The sequence below is a fragment of the Pseudomonas sp. 15A4 genome, from assembly GCF_016925575.1.
In the GTDB taxonomy this organism is placed as follows: Bacteria; Pseudomonadota; Gammaproteobacteria; order Pseudomonadales; family Pseudomonadaceae; genus Aquipseudomonas.
This window is the reverse complement of record NZ_CP068986.1, coordinates 1,627,592-1,649,631: the sequence shown is the minus strand read 5'-3', so window position 1 is coordinate 1,649,631 and position 22,040 is coordinate 1,627,592. Positions and strand designations below refer to the sequence as shown.

The following is a 22,040-nucleotide window of genomic DNA, read 5'->3' as shown; positions in this document are numbered from 1 at the left end:
GGTCCTTTGATAGACCGAGCCAGTCCCAAGGAATGTACGCGGTCTACTTGTGGGACCGGCTTTAGCCGGGAAGAGGCCCCCATGAGCACCCTCAATTTTGTGGTGTGACGGATGACGCTTTCCCGGCTAAAGCCGGTCCCACACGGGTCCAAAACGCCCGTGTGTATCACTCAACCCAGTGATAAACCGGCGTGTCGCCCTGGCTTTCCACTTTCACGTTGGCGCTGTGGCGCATCCGCACCATCAGGCGTTTGCCCGCAGCGGTGCTGCCCGACAGACCTTCCAGCTGACCAAGCAGATCCGGCCCGGTCAGATGACCCGCCTTGCGCAGCAGTGCTTGAGCGATATCCCAGACAGCATCGTTGCGGCTGGCCGCCGGCTTGACGGGCGTATCAGCGAGCGCAGACGTTTCCTGCACCTGCGCGCCCAGCTGAATGCCCAGCCGAGCCCAGTCGGCGTCGTCCATTTCCACAGTCAGATCCACTGGCAGATCGCCGACGGTTCCACGGATTCGCAGCATGGGGTGTGTCCTTTGATAAGGCGGACCGGCATGGTCCCACAGGAATTGGCGACCTGCACGCGATCCCTGACAGCCCACGCGCCTACAAAGCTGATTGAAAAAGTTAAGAAACGGCGCAACACATTGTTATAAGATCACATAACAACTTTCAGACTTGCCCTCGGAGCTTCCCCCATGCGTCGTTTGCTGCTCGCCCTGCCCTTCGCCTTGATGCCCCTCGCCGCTGCTCAAGCGGCCGATGAACATGACCACGATCATGAGCACGGCAGTCTCGGCGCGCATGTGCACGGTGTCGCGCGGCTGGATATGGCGCTGGACGGTCGCACGCTGGAACTGGAACTCGACACCCCGGCGATGAACATCGTCGGCTTCGAGCACCCGGCAACCACCGCCGCTGACAAGATGACCCTGGCCCTGGCGAAGGAAACTCTGCTCAAGCCCCACGCGCTGTTCAGTCTTCCGGAAGGGGCCGGGTGCACCGCCACCAAACAGCGTGTGGAAAGCACGCTGTTCGGCGACAAGGATGACGACGATCATGACCACGCCGATGGCGACGCGGCTGAACACGAGCACAGCGAAATTCATGGCCACTATCAATTCACCTGCAGCGCGCCGAACGTGCTCAACAAGCTCGACCTGACTCAACTGTTCAAAAGCTTCCCGGCCACCCAGACCATTCAGGTGCAGCTGGTGACACCGAAACGCCAGATGGGCGCTGAAGTGCGTCCGAGCAATCCGGTGGTCAAGTTTTAATCAGCACCGTTTCTTCAACGGCCGGGCTTCCCGGTCGATCACTTTTCAGACGCACGTGTGGTCATGACTCAAGCGCTCATTGAACTGTCCGAACTCGGCTTCAGCTGGCCGGGGCATCCGCAGCTGCTGGACATTCCGGCGTTTCGCCTCGATGCCGGCGAAACCCTGTTCCTCAAAGGCCCCAGCGGCAGTGGCAAGACTACGCTGCTGGGTCTGCTGGGCGGTGTGCAGCGCCCCAGTCGGGGCAGCGTTCGCCTGCTCGGTCAGGAGCTGACGCAGCTCTCGGCCGGGGCGCGGGACCGCTTTCGTGTCGATCACACGGGCTACATCTTTCAGCAGTTCAACCTGCTGCCGTTTTTGTCGGTGCGCGAGAACGTCGAGCTGCCATGCCGCTTTTCCAGATTACGCACGCAGCGGGCAACGCAACGCCACGGCAGCGTCGACAGAGCGGCTGAAAGCCTGCTCGCTCACCTGGGCTTGAAAGACCCCGAAATGCTCAGCCGCCGCGCTGATTCGCTATCCATCGGTCAGCAGCAGCGCGTCGCTGCCGCTCGCGCCCTGATCGGCCAGCCGGAACTGGTCATCGCCGACGAACCGACGTCGGCGCTGGATGCCGACGCCCGGGAAGCGTTCATCCAGTTGCTGTTCACCGAATGCCGCGAGGCCGGCGCCAGCCTGTTGTTCGTCAGTCATGATCAGAGCCTGGCGCCGCTGTTCGATCGCAACCTGTCGCTGGCCGAACTCAATCGCGCCGCCGTCGCCGCAGAGGTTTGAGATGTATCTTCTTCGTCTGGCGCTGGCCAGCCTCGCCAACCGCCGCTTTACTGCCTTCCTCACCGCATTCGCCATCGCCCTCTCCGTCTGCCTGCTGCTGGCGGTCGAACGGGTGCGCACCGAAGCGCGCGCCAGTTTCGCCAGCACCATCAGCGGGACGGACCTGATCGTCGGCGCGCGCTCGGGCTCGGTCAACCTGCTGCTGTATTCGGTGTTTCGCATCGGCAACGCCACCAACAACATTCGCTGGGACAGCTTCGAACACTTCGCCAACAGCAAACAGGTGAAGTGGGCGATCCCGATTTCCCTCGGCGACAGCCATCGCGGCTATCGCGTGATGGGCACCAACGAATCGTATTTCGAGCATTACCAGTACGGTCGTCAGCAACACCTGGAGCTGGCCGACGGCCGGCCGTTCGCCACCGACCCGTTCGAAGTGGTGCTCGGCGCGGAAGTGGCCGACGCGCTGCATTACAAGCTGGGTGACAAACTGGTGCTGGCCCATGGCGTGGCGACGGTGAGTCTGGTCAAGCATGACGACAAGCCGTTCACCGTCGTTGGCATTCTCAAACGCACCGGCACGCCGGTGGACCGCACGTTGCACATTAGCCTCGGCGGTATGGAAGCGATTCACATCGACTGGCACAACGGCGTGCCCGCCCAAGGCGCCGGGCGTATCAGCGCCGACCAGGCACGCAACATGGACCTCACGCCCACCGCCATCACCGCCTTCATGCTTGGGCTGAACAGCAAGATCGCGACCTTCGCCGTGCAGCGCGACATCAACGAGTTCCGGGGCGAGCCGATGCTGGCGATTCTGCCGGGGGTGGCGTTGCAGGAGCTGTGGAGCCTCATGGGTACGGCTGAAAAAGCGCTGTTCGTGATTTCGCTGTTTGTGGTGCTGACCGGGCTGATCGGCATGCTGACGGCGATTCTCACCAGCCTCAACGAGCGGCGTCGGGAGATGGCGATTCTGCGCTCGGTGGGCGCACGCCCTTGGCACATCGCCAGTCTGTTGGTGCTGGAAGCGTTTGCCCTGGCGCTGGGAGGTTCGGTCTGCGGGCTGGCGCTGCTTTACATCGGCATCGCCTCCGCGCAGGGTTACGTGCAGGCCAATTACGGTTTGTACCTGCCGCTGTCCCTGCCCAGCACATACGAGTGGACGCTGCTGGCAGGCATTCTCGGCGCTGCCGTGTTGATGGGCACTGTGCCCGCGTGGCGAGCCTATCGCCAGTCGCTGGCAGACGGGTTGTCGATTCGTTTATGAGGTCGTTGTGATGCGGATGGGTTGGCTGCTGTGTTTGATGATCGTCGCGACGCCGTTGTGGGCGCAGGACCTGCGCGTGCTGACGTGGCAGGAAATGATCCCGCCCGACGCGCCGCCCGTGAAGCTGATCACCGCGCCGATCCATAACCTGTCGAGCATGGCAGACACCCTGTCCGTCGAGTCCGCGCCGGCCGCCCATCAACTGGCGCCCCATGCGCCGGTGGTCAAGTCGCTGGACGGCGAGCGAGTGCGTCTGCCGGGTTACATCGTGCCGCTGGAAGTCAGCGAGGAAGGCCGGGTGACGGAGTTTCTGTTGGTCCCGTATTTCGGCGCCTGCATTCATGTGCCTCCACCGCCGCCGAATCAGATCGTCCACGTGACCAGCGAACTGGGCGTCAAGGTGGACGAGCTGTACCAGCCCTACTGGATCGAAGGCCCGATGCAGGTCAAATCCTCGACCACCGAACTGGCCGACGCGGGTTACCAGATGGAAGCGGACAAGATTCTGGTGTACGAAATGCCAGATGAGCAGTGAGGGTCGTTAGCAGGCACACCCTAATTGCACTTTCATTGAGCCAGGTCAAAAACCGCGAGCTAGACGCTTCGTAACATAGGGCATAACTTTTTATGCCCTTACGGAGCCCCCATGCACAAGTCCCTGCTCAGCGTGCCCCTGCTCGCGCTTGCACTCGGTGTCCCCCTCGCTGCTCACGCCCACCAGGCCGGTGATTTTATTATTCGCGCCGGTGCCGCCACCACGGCGCCCAACGAAGAAAGCGGGAACCTGAAGCTGGACGGCACCAAAGTCCCGGGCACCAAAGCAACGCTGGACAGCGACACTCAACTGGGCTTGGCCTTCGCCTACATGCTCACCGATCACGTGGGCCTTGAGCTGCTGGCGGCAACGCCCTTCCAGCACACAGTCGCCGTCAAAGGTCTTGGGCCGGGGCTCGATGGCAAGCTGGCGGACGTGAAACAGCTGCCGCCTACCCTGTCGCTGCAGTACTACCCGATGGACGCGACCTCGAAATTCCAGCCCTATGCCGGTGTCGGCGTGAACTACACCTGGTTCTACGACGAAAACCTGAGCAGCGAACGCAAGGGCCAGGGCATGAACAACCTGCACATCAAGAACTCCTGGGGCTGGGCCGGACAGATCGGCGCGGACTACATGCTGACGGACAAGATTATGGTCAACGCCGCCGTCTGGTACGTGGACATCGACACCCAAGCCACGCTGGACGGCCCGTCTGCATTGGGGGTCGGCCGGACCAAAGTGAACGTGGACGTCGATCCGTGGGTGTACATGGTCGGCGTGGGCTACAAGTTCTAAGCGCTTGAAGTTCTAAGCGCTTGCGCCCGAACGAGCAAGCACAAAAAGGCACCTCCTCGGTGCCTTTTTGCTGCGCGGGATTCAGCGCCCCAGCAGTCGCGCCAGCCCGACCTTCAGCGGCGTCGGCTCAGGCACTTCAAAGCGCTCAAGCAAACGCTGATTGCTCGCCCGGGAATGCTTGATGTCACCCGAGCGCGCCGGCAGGTAACTCACCGGCGGCAGATCGCCGACCACCTCGGCAAGGGCTCCCAGCAACTCATTCAGCGAGGTGGTGGCGTTCAGGCCGACATTGACCGCGCCCTCTGCCACCGTCGGCATCTCGATCCCCTGCACGACCAGATCAACCAGGTCCTCGACGTAGAAGAAGTCGCGGGTCTGCTCGCCGTCACCGAAGACGGCAATCGGCAGGCCGTTTACCGCACGCTCCGCGAAGATGCTGATCACGCCCGAGTACGGCGATGAAGGATCCTGGCGCGGGCCGAAGATGTTGAAGAAGCGGAATACGACAGGCTCGAAGCCGTGCTGACGGCGATAGAAATCGAAGTAATGCTCACCGGCCAGTTTGTCTGACGCGTAGGGGTCAGCGGTGCTTTGGGGGTGTCTTCGGTGATGGCCTCGCCTTCCCCGTTGTTGCCGTACACCGCAGCGCTTGAAGCAAACACCACGCGTTTGATACCGGCCTGGCGCATGGCTTCGCAGACATTCAGCGTGCCGATGAAATTGCTCTGGTGCGTCTTCACCGGATCATCCACCGAGGCCTGCACCGACGCGACGGCAGCCAGGTGCGCAACGGCCTGACAACCCACCGCCGCCCGCGCCACCAGCGCGGCATCGGCGACATCACCTTCGATCAACTCCACGCGCGGGTTGTCCAGCGGCAGATTGCTGCGTTTGCCGGTGGAAAGATCGTCGAGAATGCGCACCGCGTAGCCTTTGGCGAGCAGCGCGTCGGTGAGGTGCGAACCGATGAAACCGGCGCCGCCGGTGATGAGGACAGGAGCATCAGACATGGCGGTAATAGCGGTCCAGTAGGTTGGGCAAGCCAGCACGCCAGGCGCGTGGCTTGATACCGAAAGTGTGGAGGATTTTCTTGCAGGCGAGCACGGCGTTCTGCGGCTCTTCGCTGGCATCCGGACGCGCGGCGTGGGCTTGCGCAGTCGGCGTTTCGATCGCCAGCGGGCGCAGCAGACGGGCTTCGGTCAACACGGCCTGACCAAACGCCAGTGGCGTGGTCGCTTCGTGGCCGGCGTAGTGGTAAGTGCCCCACAGCGGCGCGGCGCAATCGAGCTGTTTGAGCACCGAAATGATGACCCTTGCGGCGTCATCGACCGGGGTCGGATTGCCACGGCGGTCGTCCGCCAGCAGCAATTCACCGGGGGATTCGGCGCGGCTGAGAAAGCGCCCGAGTACGCCTTCGGCGCTGTCGTCGAGCAACCAGCCGAACCGCAGCAGCACATGCTGCGGGCAGGTGGCGCGCACACTTTGCTCGATGCGCCACAAGGCCTGACCTCGGGAACCCAGCGGCACGGGCTCGTCTTTTTCGCTGTACGCCGTCGCCCGCGAACCGTCGAACACGCGGTAGCTGGACGGTTGAACGAGGACAATATTGTGGTGCTGGCACAGTTCGGCGAGACGCTCGACGGAGCGTTCCTGATTATCCAGCCTGTCAGCGCTTACCCGCTCCGCCTGAAACCAGTCGAAGTAATAAGCGAGATTGATCAAGGCATCCGGACGGGTGTCATCGAGCAGTTGCGTCAGGCTTGCCGCATCCCAACCGTCTTGCGGTGGACGCGGCGCGAGGAATCCAATGTTCTCCTCGGCACCCAGACGAATCAACGCCTGCCCGAGGGCATTCCCGCCGCCCAGTAGCATAAGGCGCATTCGCATAGAGTCAGCAGGCTCAGTCTTCAGGTCGATTAAAAATAGGTGAAAAACGTCCGCAAACATAACACGTCGACGGGCAAGTCCCAACAGCCGCGGGCGCGCCGGACTGCGTGAAGCTGCTGAGGCGCGCCGCCAATCACTCGGCCCGGTATCTGCCTCTTGCATCTGGCTTCCTGCGCCCTCATTAATTAGCGATGAACCTTCTCCAGACACCCGACCCGGTGCTCGACGCCTTTCATCCGGCGGTCAGCGCGTGGTTTCGCTCCACGTTCCCGGCCATTACCGCGGCCCAGGCCCAGGCGTGGCCGCTGATCAAACGCCGCGAGTCCACGTTGATCGCCGCGCCCACCGGCTCCGGGAAAACCCTGACGGCGTTTCTGGCAGTCATCGATGATCTGGTGCATCAAGGGCTGGAGAGAGGCGGCGAGCTGCCCAATGAGACGTTTGTGGTTTACGTTTCGCCCCTGAAAGCGCTGTCCAACGACATCCAGATCAATCTGCAAAACCCGCTGGCGGGCATCACCGATCAATTGGTTCAGCAAGGTCTGCCCGGGCTGCGAATCACCACCGCTGTGCGCACCGGCGACACGCCGCAGAAAGAACGCACGGCGATGCGTAAAACCGCGCCGAACATTTTGGTGACGACGCCGGAATCGCTGTACGTGCTGCTGGGCTCCGATTCCGGCCGGCGCATGTTGTCGAGCACGCAGACGGTCATCGTCGACGAAATTCACGCCATCGCCGCCGGCAAGCGTGGCAGTCATCTCGCCCTGACGCTGGAGCGTTTGCAGGCGCTGTGCGCAAAACCGCTGCTGCGCATCGGGCTGTCGGCGACGCAGAAACCCATCGAGCGAGTCTCGCGCTTTCTGGTCGGCAGCGATCCGGTCAGCCGACCGTGCGCCATCGTCGACATCGGCCATGCGCGACCTCGCGACCTGGCCATCGAAGTGCCGCCGGTTGCCTTGAGCGCCGTGATGTCCAGTGACGTCTGGCAACTGGTCTACGACCGGCTCGCCGTGCTGGCGCGTGAGCATCGCACCACACTGATTTTCGTCAACACCCGGCGGCTGGCCGAGCGCATGGCGCGGCATCTGAGCGAGCGGCTGGGCAAAGAGGCAGTCGCCGCCCACCACGGCAGCATGGCAAAGGAACAGCGGCTCGACGCCGAGCAGCGCCTGAAACGCGGTGAGCTCCAAATCCTGATCGCCACCGCTTCGCTGGAGCTTGGGATTGATATCGGTGACGTCGATCTGGTTTGCCAGATCAGCTCGCCCCGCTCCATCGCGTCTTTTTTGCAACGGGTCGGCCGTTCCGGTCACCACGTCGGCGGCACACCCAAGGGGCGGCTGTTTGCGGTGTCTCGGGATGATCTGATCGAGTGCGCGGCGCTGCTGGATTGCGTGCGGCGCGGCGAGCTCGACACGCTGGTCATTCCCAAGGCGCCGCTGGATGTGCTGGCGCAGCAGATCATCGCCGAGGTGAGCTGTCAGGAGTGGCAGGAGCAGGACCTGCTGGCGCTGTTCCGCAAGGCTTCGCCCTACGCCGAGGTCGACGAAACTCATTATCAGGCGCTGCTGAGCATGCTCGCCGAGGGTTACAGCGGGCGTCAGGGCGTGCGCGCGGCGTACCTGCATCGCGACGCGGTGACTCGCACGTTGCGTGGCCGGCGCGGCAGCAAACTCACGGCAGTCACCAGCGGCGGCACGATTCCGGACAATGCCGATTACAGCGTGGTCCTCGAACCTCAGGCGCTGAACATCGGCACCGTCAACGAAGACTTCGCTGTGGAAAGCGTGGCGGGGGACATCTTCCAGCTGGGCAACACGTCTTACCGGATTCTGCGGGTCGAGTCCGGGCGCGTGCGGGTCGAGGACGCCCACGGCATGCCGCCGAACATTCCGTTCTGGATGGGCGAGGCCCCGGGGCGCAGCGACGAGTTGTCTTTTGCCGTCGCACGCCTGCAGGCCGACATCGACCAGCAGCTCAGCGCCCACCCCGGCAATCTTCAGGCCTGCACGGACTGGCTGATGAAAAGCCTGGGGCTGGATCTGGCCAGCGCCGAACAGATCATTGAATACCTCGCCCGCGCGCACTCGGCCCTGGGCGCGCTGCCGTCACAGGACACGCTGGTCATCGAGCGCTTTTTCGATCAGTCCGGCGGCACGCAACTGGTGATTCATTCCCCGTTCGGCAGCCGGGTCAATCGCGCGTGGGGCTTGGCGCTGCGCAAGCGCTTCTGCCGCACCTTCAATTTCGAATTACAGGCCGCCGCCAGCGAGGACGCCATCGTGCTGTCGCTGTCCACGACGCATAGTTTTGCGCTTGATGAAGTCTGGCGTTATCTCAACGCCGCCACTGCCGAACATTTACTGATCCAGGCAGTGCTGGACGCGCCGTTGTTCGGCGTGCGCTGGCGCTGGAATGCCGGTGTCGCACTGGCCCTGCCGCGTTACACCGGCGGACGAAAAGTGGCGCCTCAGTTGCAACGGATCAAGAGCGACGACTTGATTGCCACGGTGTTTCCGGACCAGATCGCCTGCCTGGAAAATCTGGTGGGCGAGCGGGAAGTGCCGGAGCATCCGCTGATCGAGCAGACCTTGGACGATTGCCTGCACGAAGCCATGGACGCCGAGAGCTGGCTGAAACTGCTGCGGCGCATGGAGAACGGCGAAGTGCGTCTGGTCAGTCGCGATCTGCCCGCGCCCTCGCCGCTGGCGGCGGAAATCCTCAACGCCAAGCCGTATGCGTTTCTCGACAACGCGCCGCTGGAAGAACGTCGCACCCAGGCGGTGCTCAATCGGCGCTGGAGCGACCCGGAATCCACCGACGATCTCGGCGCACTGGATGTCGAGGCGATCAAAGCGGTCGCTGATGAAGCCTGGCCGCAGCCGCAAAACGTGGATGAGATGCACGAGGCGCTCATGAGCCTGGGCTGCATCACCGGCGTGGAGGCCCGCGAGCACGGCGACTGGATGAAATGGCTGGAAAGCCTGGCCCGCTCGGGTCGTGGCACGCGCTTGCAGGTCACCCCGGAACAGGCGTTGTGGATTCCGCTGGAGCGGCTGACCTGTTTGCAGGCGCTCTACCCCGCTGCGGAAATGCACCCGCCGTTGGCGGCACTGGCCGGGTTCGACGAAGCGTGGAACGAGGACGAAGCGCGGGTTGAAATCGTGCGTGCGCGGCTGAGCGGTTTCGGCCCGCTCACCGTCCCGGCCATTGCCGAGCCGTTGGCGCTGACACAGAACGAGGTCGCTCAGGCGCTGGCGCAGCTGGAGAACGAAGGTTACGTGTTGCGCGGCCAGTTCAACCCTGACGCCCGCGAGGAACAATGGTGCGAGCGGCATCTGCTGTCGCGCATCCACCGTTACACGGTCAAGCGCCTGCGCCGGGAAATCGAGCCTGTGTCGCTGCAAGACTTCACTCGATTCCTGTTCGACTGGCAGCATCTGTCTGCCACGACCCAAAGCCAGGGCAAAGCCGCGCTGCCGGAAGTCGTCGCACAACTGGAGGGTTTTTCGTCAGCCGCAGGCGCGTGGGACAGTGATCTGCTTCCGGCGCGCTTGAAAGACTATTCATCGATCTGGCTGGATGACCTGTGTCGGTCCGGCAAGGTGGTGTGGATGCGCCTGACCAGCCGCAACAAGGTCGGCAGCGCTGCGTTGCGCAGTACGCCGATTGTGCTGCTGCCGCGACCGCAGGTTCGCCTGTGGACCGGGCTGACCGAACAGCCGGCGCCGACCGAGTTATCACTGCGCGCGCAGAAGGTTCATGAAGTGTTGTCGAGCCAGGGCGCGATGTTTTTCGATGAGCTGACCTCCGAAGCTCACTTGCTGCGGGCTGAACTGGAAACGGCGCTGCAGGAATTGGTCGGCGCAGGGCTGGTCAATGCCGACAGCTTCGCCGGGCTGCGGGCGCTGATCACCCCGACGAGCAAACGCAGCAGCCACACCAGTCGACGCAACCGTGGAGCCTTCATTGGCGGCATGGACGATGCCGGGCGCTGGGCGTTGTTGCGTCGCGCGCCGGCGAAGGAAGAAGGCGCGTCGCAACGGATCGACAGCGACACACTGGAGCATGTCGCCATGACCTTGCTGCGCCGATACGGCGTGGTGTTCTGGCGCCTGCTGGAGCGCGAGGCGGACTGGCTGCCGACCTGGCGCGAGTTGCTGCGCACGTTCCATCGGCTTGAAGCTCGCGGAGAGATTCGCGGCGGGCGCTTCGTTGCCGGCTTGGCCGGTGAGCAGTTCGCGTTGCCCGAAGCCATCCCGTTGTTACGCGAAGTCCGCAACCGCCCGCTGGACGGCAGCTTGATTGCCGTCAGCGGGGTCGACCCGCTCAACCTCGCCGGGACGCTGCTGCCCGGCGCGAAAGTCCCGGCGATTGTCGGCAACAAACTGGTCTACCGCGACGGCATCCCCATCGCCGCCATCATCGCCGGCAAGCCGCAGTACTGGGGCGAGGTGGATGAGGCGCTGATGTTGCAGGTGCGTGATCGGCTGTTCCGGTAGATATCAAGCCGGGCTTTCGGACCCGTCCTTGTTCACCACCGATGTCTTGCCGGGCAGCGCTTGTTGCTCTGCGCCTTCTTCCCCCTCAGGTGCCTGACGATTGTGCGGGCTCATTACCAGTTGTGGATAAGTTTGCGCGAAGCGCACATCAGCTGACTTATCCACAAGCCGCTTGAGCCGGTCGTTGAATGCACGGCTCACCGCGTACTGCCCACCTGATGACGTACGGAACTGCGCCGTGATCACAATGCCGTTCATGTCCATGCGGTCCAGCCCGAACACTTCCAGCGGCCCCTGCAGTTTGCTCGCCAGCAGCAGATCATCGCTGATCGACTGGCCCGCTTCACGAATCAGCGAGGTCGCCGCGTCAACGTCCGTGTCATAGGTGAACTGGAACGAGAAGAACGCGTAGGCGAATTGCCGGGACTGGTTGGTGACGGCCTTGATCTGCCCGAACGGCACCGAATGCACGAAGCCCTTGCCGTCGCGCAGACGCAGGGTGCGGATGGTCAGGCTCTCGACCGTACCGGCGTGGCCTGAATCCAGCACTACCCAGTCGCCGATGGAGATGGTGTCCTCGATGATGATGAACAGCCCGGTAATGACGTCCTGCACCAACTGCTGCGAACCGAAACCGATCGCCAGACCGACCACCCCGGCACCGGCCAGCAGCGGCGCGACGTTGATGCCCAGATTGGCCATGGTCGTGATGGTGCAGATCACCACCAGGATGATCTTCATCGCGTTGCGCAGCAGCGGCAGAATGGTCTTTACCCGCGTGCTCGGCTGACGCCCGGAACGTCCGTTGGCCGGAGGCTTCAGGGCTTCCTGAATGGCCGTGTCCATCACCACCCACAGCAGCCAGGTCACCAGCAGAATCAGACCGATGCTGCTCAGGGAGTCGCTGATCACTTTGCCCAGCGCATTGCGTTGGGCGAATTCGAGCAGCGAAAAACCCCAGATCCGCCCCAGAAGCTCGATGAAGCCGATCGCCAGCGCAATCCGCATGACCGCGTGCATCAGGCTCAGCAAACGCTCCTTGTAAACACTGTTCGTCCGCACCTCGGTGGGCTTGAACATGTGCTGAAACAAGGTGCTGAGAAAAACCGCACCAATTAACAACACCGTCGTCAGCAACGCGCAACGCAGGGCTTCCTGACTGCCTTCGCCGGCGCCGATGAGATTCACGGCCGAGACCAGAATCATCAGCAGAATCGGCAAATGCCACAGGCTGGAGAAGATCTTCAGCGTCTGTTGCACCGCTGGCCGCGCCAGCCGGGCCCCAAGGGAACGGTTGCGGATCAAATGCGCGATCGGCCGGCGCATGCGGATGACGACCATGCCAAAGATGACCGACGCCATCAGCCCGGTGAACGCGGCGATGGTGGTGGTCACGTTGCCGCCGAACAGCCGGGCAATCTGCGGACTGGTCAGCGCGTCGCTCAACGCCGCGAGAAATCCGATGATGAACAACGGGTGCGGCGCGTAGTGACGAATGATGCGCACCGCTGGCCGTTTATGGCCCGAGTTGAACAGCACAATCAGCGACAACAGCACCGAGGTGGAGAAAATCCCGCTGCTGGTCGAGTACGCCAGACACAGCGCCAGCGCGCGCCCCACCGAGGTCGGCAGGAAGTGGCTGACGTACAGCGTCAGCGGCAGACAGATGAGCGCGGGCACCATGTATGGCAGCACGTAGCCAAGCACCCCGACCACGCGTTCGCGCCGGACCAAAAGCCGATGCCGTGATAACCGGGTGACGAGGAACGCTCCTATGCGGTTGAGCAGCAGGAACGCACCTGCCCACACCAGGGACAGCATCACGAAATCGCCGGCGATCCGCCACGCTGAGCGCGATTGCGGTTTATTAACCAACGCGTCGATCTCGTCGGCGGCGCGGTCTGCGCGCAGACGCCATGAATCGAGCAGGTGGCCATCCACGTCGAGTTTGTCCTGCACGCTGTCGATGCTGGTGCTGATGGCGCCCAGTAAGCCGCCTTTGACCAGAATCTCCGCTTTGGCGGGATCCTCCGGCGCCGGGTCGGCGGGTTCGGAAGCGGTAGCAGTCGTCGCAGCGGGGGCGTCGGCGGCTTGAACATTGGCGCTGCAGACGCTCAACAACAGGCAAAGCAACAGAAAGGGTTTGAAATTCGGCAAAACGCGAGTCACTCCTTCGGTCAGGGAACCGTGGAAAAATCGGCCCTCAGGAACTGATCGGATTTCACCCGGCAAGTTCGCTCCGACACGCAATCGTCATGTTGGCCGTTGGCGGTCCACCCGCCGGCAAATGTAACGAACCTTTGCCGAGCTGCTTCGTCGTAGCCTTAACGAGGGCGACTGTCTCCAGTGCCCCGCTCCGCCGAGGACCCCCTTCATGACGCTCATCCACCCAAAAGCCCACTTCCGCCCGTACACCTCGGCCGCCGGCGGTTGGGGCTCGGCGAAGTCGGTGATGGAGATCCTCTGGCGCGAGCAGGCGCCGATTCGTGCTGGCCTGCCGCTGATCAAGCAAAATAAGCCCGGCGGGTTTGCCTGTGTCAGCTGCGCATGGGCCAAGCCCGGCAAACCCCACAGCCTCGAGTTCTGTGAAAACGGCGCGAAGGCCACGGCCTGGGAGCTGACGTCGCGGAAAACCGATCCTGCCTTTTTCGCCCGTCACACGCTCGCCGAATTGCGCCAGTGGCCCGATTACGACCTTGAGCAACAGGGTCGCCTCACGCACCCCATGCGGTACGACGCCGCAACCGATCGCTACCAGGAAACCACGTGGGAGCAAGCCTACCGTGACATTGGCGCGCAGCTGAAAAGCATGACGCCGGAGAGCGTGGTCTTTTATGCGTCGGGCCGGGCCTCCCTGGAAACGTCGTTCATGTACCAGCTCATCGCCCGTGCCTACGGCAACAACAATTTGCCCGACAGCTCGAACATGTGCCACGAGAGCACGTCGGTGGGTTTGCAGGAAAGCATCGGCGTACCAGTAGGAACCGTGACGCTGGATGATTTCGAGCACACCGATTGCATCCTGTTTTTTGGCCAGAACGTGGGCAGCAACAGCCCGAGGATGCTGCATCAGTTGCGTGAAGCCCGGCAGCGTGACGTGCCGATCATCACGTTCAACCCGATCCGCGAGCGCGGCCTCGAACGCTTCGTCAATCCGCAATCCCCAGTGGAGATGCTCGGACCGAAGTCGACCGTTATCAGTACGCAATATCACCAGCTGGCGATCGGTGGCGACACGGCGGTTGTACTGGGGATCGCCAAATCGCTGCTCGAGATGGACGAGGCGGCGCTGGCTCAGGGGCAGCCCGGGATCATCGATCAGGCGTTCATCGCGCAGCACACTGAAGGGTTCGCCGAGTTCTGCAACTGCGTGCTCGGAACACCGTGGGAAACGATTGAGCGTCAGGCAGGACTCAGCCGTAGCGCGCTGGAGGCAGTGGCGACGGTGTACGCCAGACACGAGCGCGTGATGCTGGTTTACGGCATGGGCATCACCCAACACCGGCGCGGCGTGACCAACGTGCAGATGCTGGTGAACCTGCTCCTGCTACGGGGCAACATCGGCAAGCGCGGTGCCGGGATCTGCCCGGTGCGCGGTCACTCCAACGTGCAGGGGCAGCGCACGGTCGGCATTACCGAAGACCCGAAAAAGATTCCTGTGGATAAGATTGAGGATTTGTACGGTTTCACGGTCCCGTCGAAAAAAGGCCTGAACACCGTCGAGACCTGCGAAGGACTTCTGGACGGGAGCGTGCGCGGATTCATCGGGCTCGGCGGAAATTTTCTGCGCGCAGTCCCCGACACGTCGCGCATGGAGCCGGCCTGGAATACATTGGACCTGAACGTTCAGATCGCCACGAAGCTGAACCGCACGCATCTGGTTCCGGGGAAAAACGCGTGGATACTGCCCTGCCTCGGGCGCATCGAAAAGGATGTGCAAGACGGTGTCGAGCAGGTTTATACCACCGAAGACAGCACCGGCTGCGTGCGAGCCTGGCAGGGTAATAGCGAACCGGCCAGCGCCCATGCCCGTGCCGAGGTCGCCATTCTCGCTGGCATCGCCGAGGCAACATTACCCGGTGCCACCCGAATCGATTGGAGCGCCTGGCGCCGCGATTACGCGCTGATTCGCCAAGGCATCGCTCAGGTCTACCCCGAGATTTTCCACGACATGGAAACCCGCATGTGGGAACCCGGCGGCTTCCACCGACCCCTTGCGGCGGCTAAGCGCGAATGGAAAACCGAGAGCGGCCGCGCGATGTTCATCACGCCCGAGCTGCTGGAAGAAAACGATGATGTGTACCCGAACCACACGCGTCGCGACGTGCTGCAGTTGATGACGCTGCGCAGCAATGACCAGTTCAACACCACGATCTATGGCTACGAAGATCGCTTCCGGGGCGTTAGCGGCACTCGTGCGGTCATTTTCATGAACCGCAACGATGTCCTCCGACTGGGCTTCACACCGGGAGACTGGGTCAACGTGACTACAGCCATCGAGCCACAGGTCTCGCGTTCGGTTGGGCCTCTGCAGATCATCGCCTACGACATCCCCGAAAACTGCTGCGCGGCGTATTACCCTGAATGCAATCCACTGGTTCCGCTGTGGCACCACGCTGAACGCAGCAAGGTGCCTGCAGCCAAATCGATTCCGGTTACGCTGGCCAAGGCTTCACCCAGCGCAGAGGATTTGAAACGTGCGCTGCCGGAGTCCGACCAAGTGCGTTGAGCCTGTTTTTGAATGAGCGGCTTGACGTGGGAGAACGTACGTTCTACCTTCTGCATCATGAATACATCAGCGACCAACACCCGCGAGAAAATCCTCGCGACTGCCGAACAGCTTATTTACCAGAACGGCATCCAGGCCACCGGCATGGACCTTTTGGTGAAGACATCGGGCGTCGCGAGGAAAAGCATCTATCGCTATTTCGCTACCAAAGACGAGGTCGCGGCCGCTGCGCTCAACGCCCGTGACGTGCGCTGGATGGACTGGTTTCAGAGTGAATCAAACAAGGCCGACACCCCTGAAGCGCGCATCCTGAATATGTTTGACGTGCTCAAAGGCTGGTTCGAGTCCGAAGGCTTTCGCGGCTGCGCATTTATCAACACGGCAGGCGAAGTCGGCGACTCAGAGGACCCTATCCGTCTGATCGCCAAGCTGCACAAACAGAAGCTGCTGGACTACACGCTGGGGCTCTGCGAGCAGCTTGGGATTGCAGATCCGCAGGCCTTGGCCAACCAGTTACTCATCCTCATGGAAGGCGCAATCACCGTTGCCCGCGTCATGGGCGACTACAGCGCTGCAGAAAGCGCCAAGGCTGTTGCGCAGTTGATACTTGAAGAGCGCTTGCGTTCCAGTTCCTAGCCACACACGTCCCACTCACCGCCGATCATCCCCGCCTGGAGGTCCATCATGTCGTCCAATGCCCAAACTCGCCCGCCACTTCCCCCTTTCACTCGAGAATCCGCCATCGAAAAGGTCCGCCTGGCGGAAGATGGCTGGAACAGCCGGGACGCTGAAAAGGTGTCGCTGGCCTACACACTCGGCACCCAATGGCGCAATCGCGCCGATTTCGCCAGGAACCGTGAAGAGGCTAAGCAATTCCTGATCCGCAAGTGGAATAAAGAGCTCGACTACCGCCTGATCAAAGAGCTCTGGGCATTTACCGACAACCGCATTGCGGTCCGTTACGCCTACGAATGGCACGATGACTCAGGCAACTGGTTCCGCTCGTATGGCAATGAAAACTGGGAATTCAATGAAGACGGCCTAATGGCGAGACGCTTCGCTTGCATCAATGACATGCCCATCAAAGAAGCGGATCGCAAGTTTCACTGGCCGCTGGGCCGCCGCCCTGATGACCATCCCGGGTTGTCGGATCTGGGTCTGTAGTCCCCGAACGATACTCAAAACAAAGCCCCCGACAGCTGAGCTGTACGGGGGCTTTTGTTTGCAGCGTTATCGCGATTGGGTCATGCGCAGCTTAGAACGGAATATCGTCATCGAAGCTGTCGAAATCAGGCGCTGGCTGCGGCGCTTGTTGAGGCGCAGGACGTGATTCACGCTGTGGCTGAGGAGCGGACTGCTGCGGACGGGCCTGCTGCTGCGGACGCGGCGCGGAGTTCTGATAACCGCCACCACCCTGACCCTGAGGAGCACCGTCGCCTTGAGGACGGCCACCCAGCAACTGCATGGTGCCTTGCATGTCGACGACGATTTCGGTCGTGTAACGCTTGATGCCGTCTTTCTCCCACTCGCGGGTCTGCAGCTTGCCTTCGATGTAGACCTGCGAACCCTTGCGCAGGTATTCGCCAGCGATCTCGGCGACCTTGCCGAACATCGAAACACGGTGCCATTCGGTCTTCTCGACCTTCTGACCGGTTTGCTTGTCGGTCCACTGTTCGCTCGTTGCCAGACTCAGGTTGGTCACGGCATTACCGTTAGGCATGTAGCGGACTTCGGGATCCTGGCCGCATGTGCCGACCAATATGACTTTGTTAACCCCACGGGCCATAACGTTCTCCTAGGCTTCACACGTTTCCGACGCTGGATTGACCACTTCGTCGAAAGACGCCCGATCCAACAGTTCTTTGTCAAATTTGATATAGATGGCAGCCTCGTCGGCAACCACTACTGCATCTGTTACTCCACGTACGGCCAACACGCGATCGGCAAGGCCTGTGTCGCGTTGAGCCTCGGGCGACAACGGCAAGCGAAGGCTGGTTACGTAGGGAGGTTCGCGCATGGTAACAGCAAACGCTAGCCAGATGGCGGCCAGCCCGGCGCCTCCCAGGAACACCACATTCAGTCCGCCGTGCTGGAAAAGCCATCCTCCCAAGATGCCCCCGGCAGCAGAACCCAGGAACTGACTGGTGGAATAAATCCCCATCGCCGTGCCCTTCCCGCCCGCCGGTGACACTTTGCTGATCAGCGACGGCAACGACGCTTCGAGCAAATTGAATGCGGTAAAGAAGACCACCGTGCCGATGACCAGCGCTCGCAGCGTGTCGCCGAACTCCCAGAAGAATAGCTCAGTGAGCATCAGCACCAGCACGGCGCCGAGCAAAACACGCTTCATCTGACGCTTCTTTTCGCCGTAGATGATGAAAGGGATCATCGCGAAGAAAGAAATCAGCAGCGCAGTCAGATAGACCCACCAGTGCTGCTCTTTGGGCAGGCCGGCTTTTTCGACCAGCGCCAATGGCAACGCCACGAAACTGGACATCAGCATGGCGTGCAACGCGAAGATACCCAGATCCAGACGCAACAGGTCAGGATGACGAAGCGTCGCCCCCAACGCCTGTCGCGCCAGACCGGATTCGCGGTGCTGCAGGGTAACCGTGGACTTGGGCACGACGAAGGCAACGATCGCCACGCCGACCAGCGCCATCGCGCCCGTCGCCAGAAACAGACCTGACAAGCCGAATGCACTGGTCAGAATGGGGCCGACCACCATCGCAATGGCGAAGGACACGCCAATCGTCATGCCAATCATGGCCATGGCCTTGGTGCGGTGCTGCTCGCGGGTCAAATCGGAAAGCAACGCCATGACCGCAGCGGAAATAGCACCCGCCCCTTGCAAGACGCGACCGGCGATTACGCCCCAGATGGAGGTGGATTGGGCCGCCAGCACGCTGCCGAGCGCAAACACGATCAGGCCCAGATAAATGACGGGGCGACGGCCGATGCGATCAGAGATGATGCCAAACGGAATCTGCAACACCGCTTGTGTCAGGCCGTACGCGCCGATGGCCAGACCGATGAGTGCCGGGCTTGCGCCGGCCAGGTCCATTCCGTAAGTGGCAAGTACGGGCAGCACCATGAACATGCCAAGCATACGGAAGGCGAACACCAGCGCCAGACCGCCCGCGGCGCGGGTTTCGCTGCCGCTCATGCGCTCGCTGTGAGAATCGTGCATGAAGGAACCTCGTATGAACCGGCGGCGATTCTACCAGTCCCATCGTTGAGAGCACATACGACGGTTTGCCGCGCATCGCAGGAAGTTTCTTTTTTCCGGGTGAGGCAGCCCCATCTTCAATAGTGTGTATCCATCCAGTATTTGCCCGTATACTTCCACGTTTTACACGCCCGCCGTGCGAGGCCAGCTTTGGACAAGATCTTGATTCGTGGGGCTCGAACCCACAACCTGAAGAACATCGACCTGACCCTTCCACGCGACAAGCTGATCGTTATCACCGGATTGTCCGGCTCAGGAAAATCGTCCCTCGCGTTCGATACGCTCTATGCCGAGGGCCAGCGTCGCTACGTCGAATCGCTGTCCGCCTACGCGCGTCAGTTCCTGTCGATGATGGAGAAGCCGGACGTCGACACGATCGAAGGTTTGTCGCCCGCCATTTCCATCGAGCAGAAGTCCACGTCCCACAACCCACGCTCGACCGTGGGCACCATCACCGAGATTTACGACTACCTGCGTCTGCTGTATGCGCGTGTCGGTCAGCCGCGTTGCCCGGATCACGACATTCCTCTGGAGGCGCAAACTGTCAGCCAGATGGTCGACCTGGTCCTGGCCCAGCCGGAAGGCGCCAAACTGATGCTGCTTGCCCCCGTAGTACGGGAGCGAAAAGGCGAGCACCTGGCAGTCTTCGAAGAGCTTCGCGCTCAGGGTTTCGTCCGGGCTCGGGTGAACGGTCGGCTGTGCGAGCTGGACGAACTTCCCAAGCTCGATAAACAGAAGAAGCACTCGATCGATGTCGTCGTTGACCGCTTCAAGGTGCGGTCGGACCTGCAACAGCGTTTGGCCGAATCTTTTGAGACCGCGCTGAAGCTGGCTGACGGCATCGCGCTGGTGGCGCCGATGGACGACGAGCCCGGCGAAGAGATCATTTTTTCCGCACGCTTCGCCTGCCCGATCTGTGGCCATGCGATCAGCGAGCTGGAACCAAAGCTGTTCTCGTTCAACAACCCTGCAGGCGCATGTCCGACCTGCGACGGGCTGGGCGTGAAGCAATTCTTCGACACCAAACGCCTGGTCAATGGCGAACTCACGCTGGCAGAAGGCGCGATTCGTGGCTGGGACAGGCGAAACGTCTATTACTTCCAGATGCTCGGCTCGCTGGCAAAACATTACCGCTTCAGCCTTGAGGTGCCGTTCAAGGAACTGCCCGCCGATCTACAGAAGGTCCTGCTCGGCGGCAGCGGTAAGGACAGCGTTGATTTCCGCTACCTTAATGACCGCGGCGACATCGTTAAACGTGCGCATCCATTCGAGGGCATCGTTCCCAACCTCGAGCGGCGCTATCGCGAAACCGAATCGACCACGGTTCGCGAGGAGTTGGCGAAGTTTCTCAGCACGCAGCCGTGCCCCGAGTGCCGTGGCACGCGGTTGCGCCGAGAGGCACGTCACGTATGGGTTGGTGAGAAGACACTTCCAGCCGTTACCAACATGCCAATTGGCGACGCTACCCACTATTTTGGTGAGTTGAAGCTCACGGGCCGCCGCGGCGAGATTGCCGACAAGATTCTCAAGGAAATTCGCGAACGCCTGCAGTTCCTCGTCAACGTTGGGTTGGACTATCTGACACTGGACCGGAGCGCCGACACGCTCTCCGGTGGCGAGGCGCAGCGAATCCGTCTGGCCAGCCAAATCGGCGCAGGCCTCGTCGGCGTGATGTACATCCTCGATGAGCCTTCAATCGGCTTGCATCAGCGCGATAACGATCGGCTGCTGGATACGTTGCGGCACCTGCGAGACATTGGTAATACGGTCATCGTGGTCGAGCACGACGAAGACGCAATTCGACTGGCTGACTATGTGGTCGACATCGGTCCGGGTGCAGGCGTGCATGGCGGCAATATTGTCGCGGAAGGCACGCCACAGGAAGTGATGGATCATCCGGACTCTCTGACGGGTAAATACCTGTCGGGCCGGGTGAAGATCGCTGTGCCTGCCAAGCGAACGCCTCGTAATAAAAAGCTGTCGCTCAAACTCAAAGGCGCGCGGGGCAACAATCTGCGCAATGTCGATCTGGAAATACCGATTGGCTTGCTGACCTGCGTGACAGGCGTGTCGGGCTCGGGCAAGTCGACGCTGATCAACAACACCCTGTTCCCGCTCAGTGCCACTGCACTCAATGGAGCAACAACGCTCGAGGCGTCGGCACACGACAGCATTGACGGCCTGCAGCACCTGGACAAAGTCGTTGATATTGACCAGAGCCCTATTGGACGTACGCCGCGATCCAACCCTGCGACGTACACCGGGCTGTTTACGCCAATCCGTGAGCTGTTCGCGGGCGTGCCTGAATCAAGATCCCGGGGTTACGGACCTGGCCGATTCTCCTTCAACGTCAAGGGCGGTCGTTGCGAGGCGTGCCAGGGTGACGGCCTGATCAAGGTCGAGATGCATTTCCTGCCTGATATCTATGTGCCTTGCGATGTGTGCAAGAGCAAGCGATACAACCGTGAGACGCTCGAGGTTAAGTACAAGGGCAAAAACGTCCACGAGGTCCTGGAGATGACGATTGAGGAAGCGAGGGCATTTTTCGACGCCGTGCCTGCCCTCGCCCGGAAATTGCAGACGCTGATGGATGTGGGTCTGTCCTATATCAAGCTGGGCCAGTCAGCGACTACGCTTTCGGGTGGTGAAGCGCAGCGGGTGAAGCTGTCGCGCGAGCTGTCCAAGCGAGACACCGGCAAAACCCTGTACATCCTCGATGAGCCCACCACCGGCCTGCACTTCGCGGATATTCAGCAACTGCTGGACGTCTTGCATCGACTTCGCGACCACGGCAACACGGTTGTTGTTATCGAGCACAACCTGGATGTGATCAAGACAGCCGACTGGCTGGTCGACCTAGGCCCCGAAGGGGGTTCGAAAGGCGGACAGATCATCGCGACCGGTACGCCAGAGCAGGTAGCGGACATGAAACAGTCCTACACCGGCCACTATCTGAAGCCGCTTCTGGAGCGCGATCGCGCTTGATTGCATCGTCCTAATAAAAAGCCCCTGTCGCGATCTGCGGCAGGGGCTTTTTTGTAGC

At 61.6% G+C, this 22,040-nt stretch carries 15 protein-coding genes and 1 pseudogene; 10 read left to right on the top strand and 6 right to left on the bottom strand.

Annotated elements, in window-relative coordinates:
- Positions 1-166 precede the first annotated feature (166 nt).
- Complete coding sequence (locus tag JN403_RS07425) at positions 167-520, bottom strand: hypothetical protein (RefSeq protein ID WP_205486555.1); 354 nt, start codon at positions 518-520, stop codon at positions 167-169.
- Between the two features lie 174 nt (positions 521-694).
- Between JN403_RS07425 and JN403_RS07420 the strand changes: the two genes are divergently transcribed.
- From JN403_RS07420 to JN403_RS07400, 5 genes are all read left to right on the top strand, one after another.
- Positions 695-1,273, top strand: coding sequence for a DUF2796 domain-containing protein (locus JN403_RS07420; RefSeq protein WP_172609863.1), 579 nt, complete (start codon positions 695-697; stop codon positions 1,271-1,273).
- Positions 1,274-1,336: 63 nt separating this feature from the next.
- Entirely contained in the window at positions 1,337-2,047 is a 711-nt protein-coding gene (locus JN403_RS07415; protein WP_205486553.1) for an ABC transporter ATP-binding protein, read from the top strand.
- Position 2,048: 1 nt separating this feature from the next.
- Positions 2,049-3,314 (top strand): ABC transporter permease, encoded by a 1,266-nt coding sequence (locus JN403_RS07410; RefSeq protein ID WP_108121501.1) that lies wholly within the window; start codon positions 2,049-2,051, stop codon positions 3,312-3,314.
- Between the two features lie 10 nt (positions 3,315-3,324).
- Positions 3,325-3,849: a DUF3299 domain-containing protein gene (locus tag JN403_RS07405; RefSeq protein ID WP_205487251.1), complete on the top strand. Its 525-nt coding sequence runs from the start codon at positions 3,325-3,327 to the stop codon at positions 3,847-3,849.
- A gap of 111 nt (positions 3,850-3,960) precedes the next feature.
- Positions 3,961-4,647 carry an OmpW family outer membrane protein gene (locus tag JN403_RS07400; RefSeq protein WP_122536836.1) on the top strand — a complete coding sequence of 229 codons (687 nt, stop codon included), beginning with the start codon at positions 3,961-3,963 and terminating at the stop codon, positions 4,645-4,647.
- Between the two features lie 81 nt (positions 4,648-4,728).
- Here JN403_RS07400 and JN403_RS07395 read toward each other — a convergent pair.
- Together JN403_RS07395 and JN403_RS07390 are read right to left on the bottom strand one after the other, a co-directional pair.
- Positions 4,729-5,657, bottom strand: a pseudogene (locus JN403_RS07395) (NAD-dependent epimerase/dehydratase family protein).
- Complete coding sequence (locus tag JN403_RS07390) at positions 5,650-6,534, bottom strand: sugar nucleotide-binding protein (RefSeq protein ID WP_122536834.1); 885 nt, start codon at positions 6,532-6,534, stop codon at positions 5,650-5,652. Before JN403_RS07390 ends, JN403_RS07395 begins: the two are co-directional and overlap by 8 nt.
- Positions 6,535-6,725: 191 nt before the next feature.
- Here JN403_RS07390 and JN403_RS07385 point away from each other — a divergent pair, with 191 nt between their 5' ends.
- Entirely contained in the window at positions 6,726-11,039 is a 4,314-nt protein-coding gene (locus JN403_RS07385; protein WP_205486551.1) for a DEAD/DEAH box helicase, read from the top strand.
- A gap of 3 nt (positions 11,040-11,042) precedes the next feature.
- On the opposite strand, the gene JN403_RS07380 is transcribed toward JN403_RS07385, so the two are convergent.
- On the bottom strand, positions 11,043-13,196 hold the full coding sequence (locus tag JN403_RS07380) for a mechanosensitive ion channel family protein (RefSeq protein WP_205486548.1): 2,154 nt from the start codon (positions 13,194-13,196) through the stop codon (positions 11,043-11,045).
- Positions 13,197-13,413: 217 nt separating this feature from the next.
- Here JN403_RS07380 and JN403_RS07375 point away from each other — a divergent pair, with 217 nt between their 5' ends.
- From JN403_RS07375 to JN403_RS07365, 3 genes are read left to right on the top strand one after another with little or no spacing between them, the layout of a single operon-like run.
- Positions 13,414-15,768, top strand: coding sequence for an FdhF/YdeP family oxidoreductase (locus tag JN403_RS07375; RefSeq protein ID WP_205486546.1), 2,355 nt, complete (start codon positions 13,414-13,416; stop codon positions 15,766-15,768).
- Positions 15,769-15,825: 57 nt separating this feature from the next.
- A complete protein-coding gene (locus tag JN403_RS07370; RefSeq protein WP_205487250.1) occupies positions 15,826-16,404 on the top strand; it encodes a TetR family transcriptional regulator in 579 nt (192 codons plus the stop codon).
- Between the two features lie 48 nt (positions 16,405-16,452).
- Positions 16,453-16,932 carry a nuclear transport factor 2 family protein gene (locus JN403_RS07365; RefSeq protein ID WP_205486538.1) on the top strand — a complete coding sequence of 160 codons (480 nt, stop codon included), beginning with the start codon at positions 16,453-16,455 and terminating at the stop codon, positions 16,930-16,932.
- 91 nt (positions 16,933-17,023) lie between these two features.
- Here JN403_RS07365 and JN403_RS07360 read toward each other — a convergent pair whose 3' ends face one another.
- The gene (locus JN403_RS07360; RefSeq protein ID WP_172609872.1) at positions 17,024-17,554 is read right to left on the bottom strand and encodes a single-stranded DNA-binding protein; all 531 of its coding nucleotides are present in this window, start codon (positions 17,552-17,554) and stop codon (positions 17,024-17,026) included.
- A gap of 9 nt (positions 17,555-17,563) precedes the next feature.
- Entirely contained in the window at positions 17,564-18,958 is a 1,395-nt protein-coding gene (locus JN403_RS07355) for an MFS transporter (protein WP_205486536.1), read from the bottom strand.
- 189 nt (positions 18,959-19,147) lie between these two features.
- Here JN403_RS07355 and uvrA point away from each other — a divergent pair, with 189 nt between their 5' ends.
- Positions 19,148-21,982, top strand: a complete 2,835-nt coding sequence (gene uvrA / locus JN403_RS07350) for an excinuclease ABC subunit UvrA (protein WP_205486533.1) — start codon at positions 19,148-19,150, stop codon at positions 21,980-21,982.
- The last annotated feature ends 58 nt before the right edge of the window (positions 21,983-22,040 follow it).

Excerpts from the sequence above, each read along its gene's own strand:
- JN403_RS07425 (WP_205486555.1), bottom strand. The coding sequence starts at position 520 with ATGCTGCGAATCCGTGGAACCGTCGGCGATCTGCCAGTGGATCTGACT.
- JN403_RS07420 (WP_172609863.1), top strand. The coding sequence starts at position 695 with ATGCGTCGTTTGCTGCTCGCCCTGCCCTTCGCCTTGATGCCCCTCGCC.
- JN403_RS07415 (WP_205486553.1), top strand. The coding sequence starts at position 1,337 with ATGACTCAAGCGCTCATTGAACTGTCCGAACTCGGCTTCAGCTGGCCG.
- JN403_RS07410 (WP_108121501.1), top strand. The coding sequence starts at position 2,049 with ATGTATCTTCTTCGTCTGGCGCTGGCCAGCCTCGCCAACCGCCGCTTT.
- JN403_RS07405 (WP_205487251.1), top strand. The coding sequence starts at position 3,325 with ATGCGGATGGGTTGGCTGCTGTGTTTGATGATCGTCGCGACGCCGTTG.
- JN403_RS07400 (WP_122536836.1), top strand. The coding sequence starts at position 3,961 with ATGCACAAGTCCCTGCTCAGCGTGCCCCTGCTCGCGCTTGCACTCGGT.
- JN403_RS07390 (WP_122536834.1), bottom strand. The coding sequence starts at position 6,534 with ATGCGAATGCGCCTTATGCTACTGGGCGGCGGGAATGCCCTCGGGCAG.
- JN403_RS07385 (WP_205486551.1), top strand. The coding sequence starts at position 6,726 with ATGAACCTTCTCCAGACACCCGACCCGGTGCTCGACGCCTTTCATCCG.
- JN403_RS07375 (WP_205486546.1), top strand. The coding sequence starts at position 13,414 with ATGACGCTCATCCACCCAAAAGCCCACTTCCGCCCGTACACCTCGGCC.
- JN403_RS07370 (WP_205487250.1), top strand. The coding sequence starts at position 15,826 with ATGAATACATCAGCGACCAACACCCGCGAGAAAATCCTCGCGACTGCC.
- JN403_RS07365 (WP_205486538.1), top strand. The coding sequence starts at position 16,453 with ATGTCGTCCAATGCCCAAACTCGCCCGCCACTTCCCCCTTTCACTCGA.
- JN403_RS07360 (WP_172609872.1), bottom strand. The coding sequence starts at position 17,554 with ATGGCCCGTGGGGTTAACAAAGTCATATTGGTCGGCACATGCGGCCAG.
- JN403_RS07355 (WP_205486536.1), bottom strand. The coding sequence starts at position 18,958 with ATGCACGATTCTCACAGCGAGCGCATGAGCGGCAGCGAAACCCGCGCC.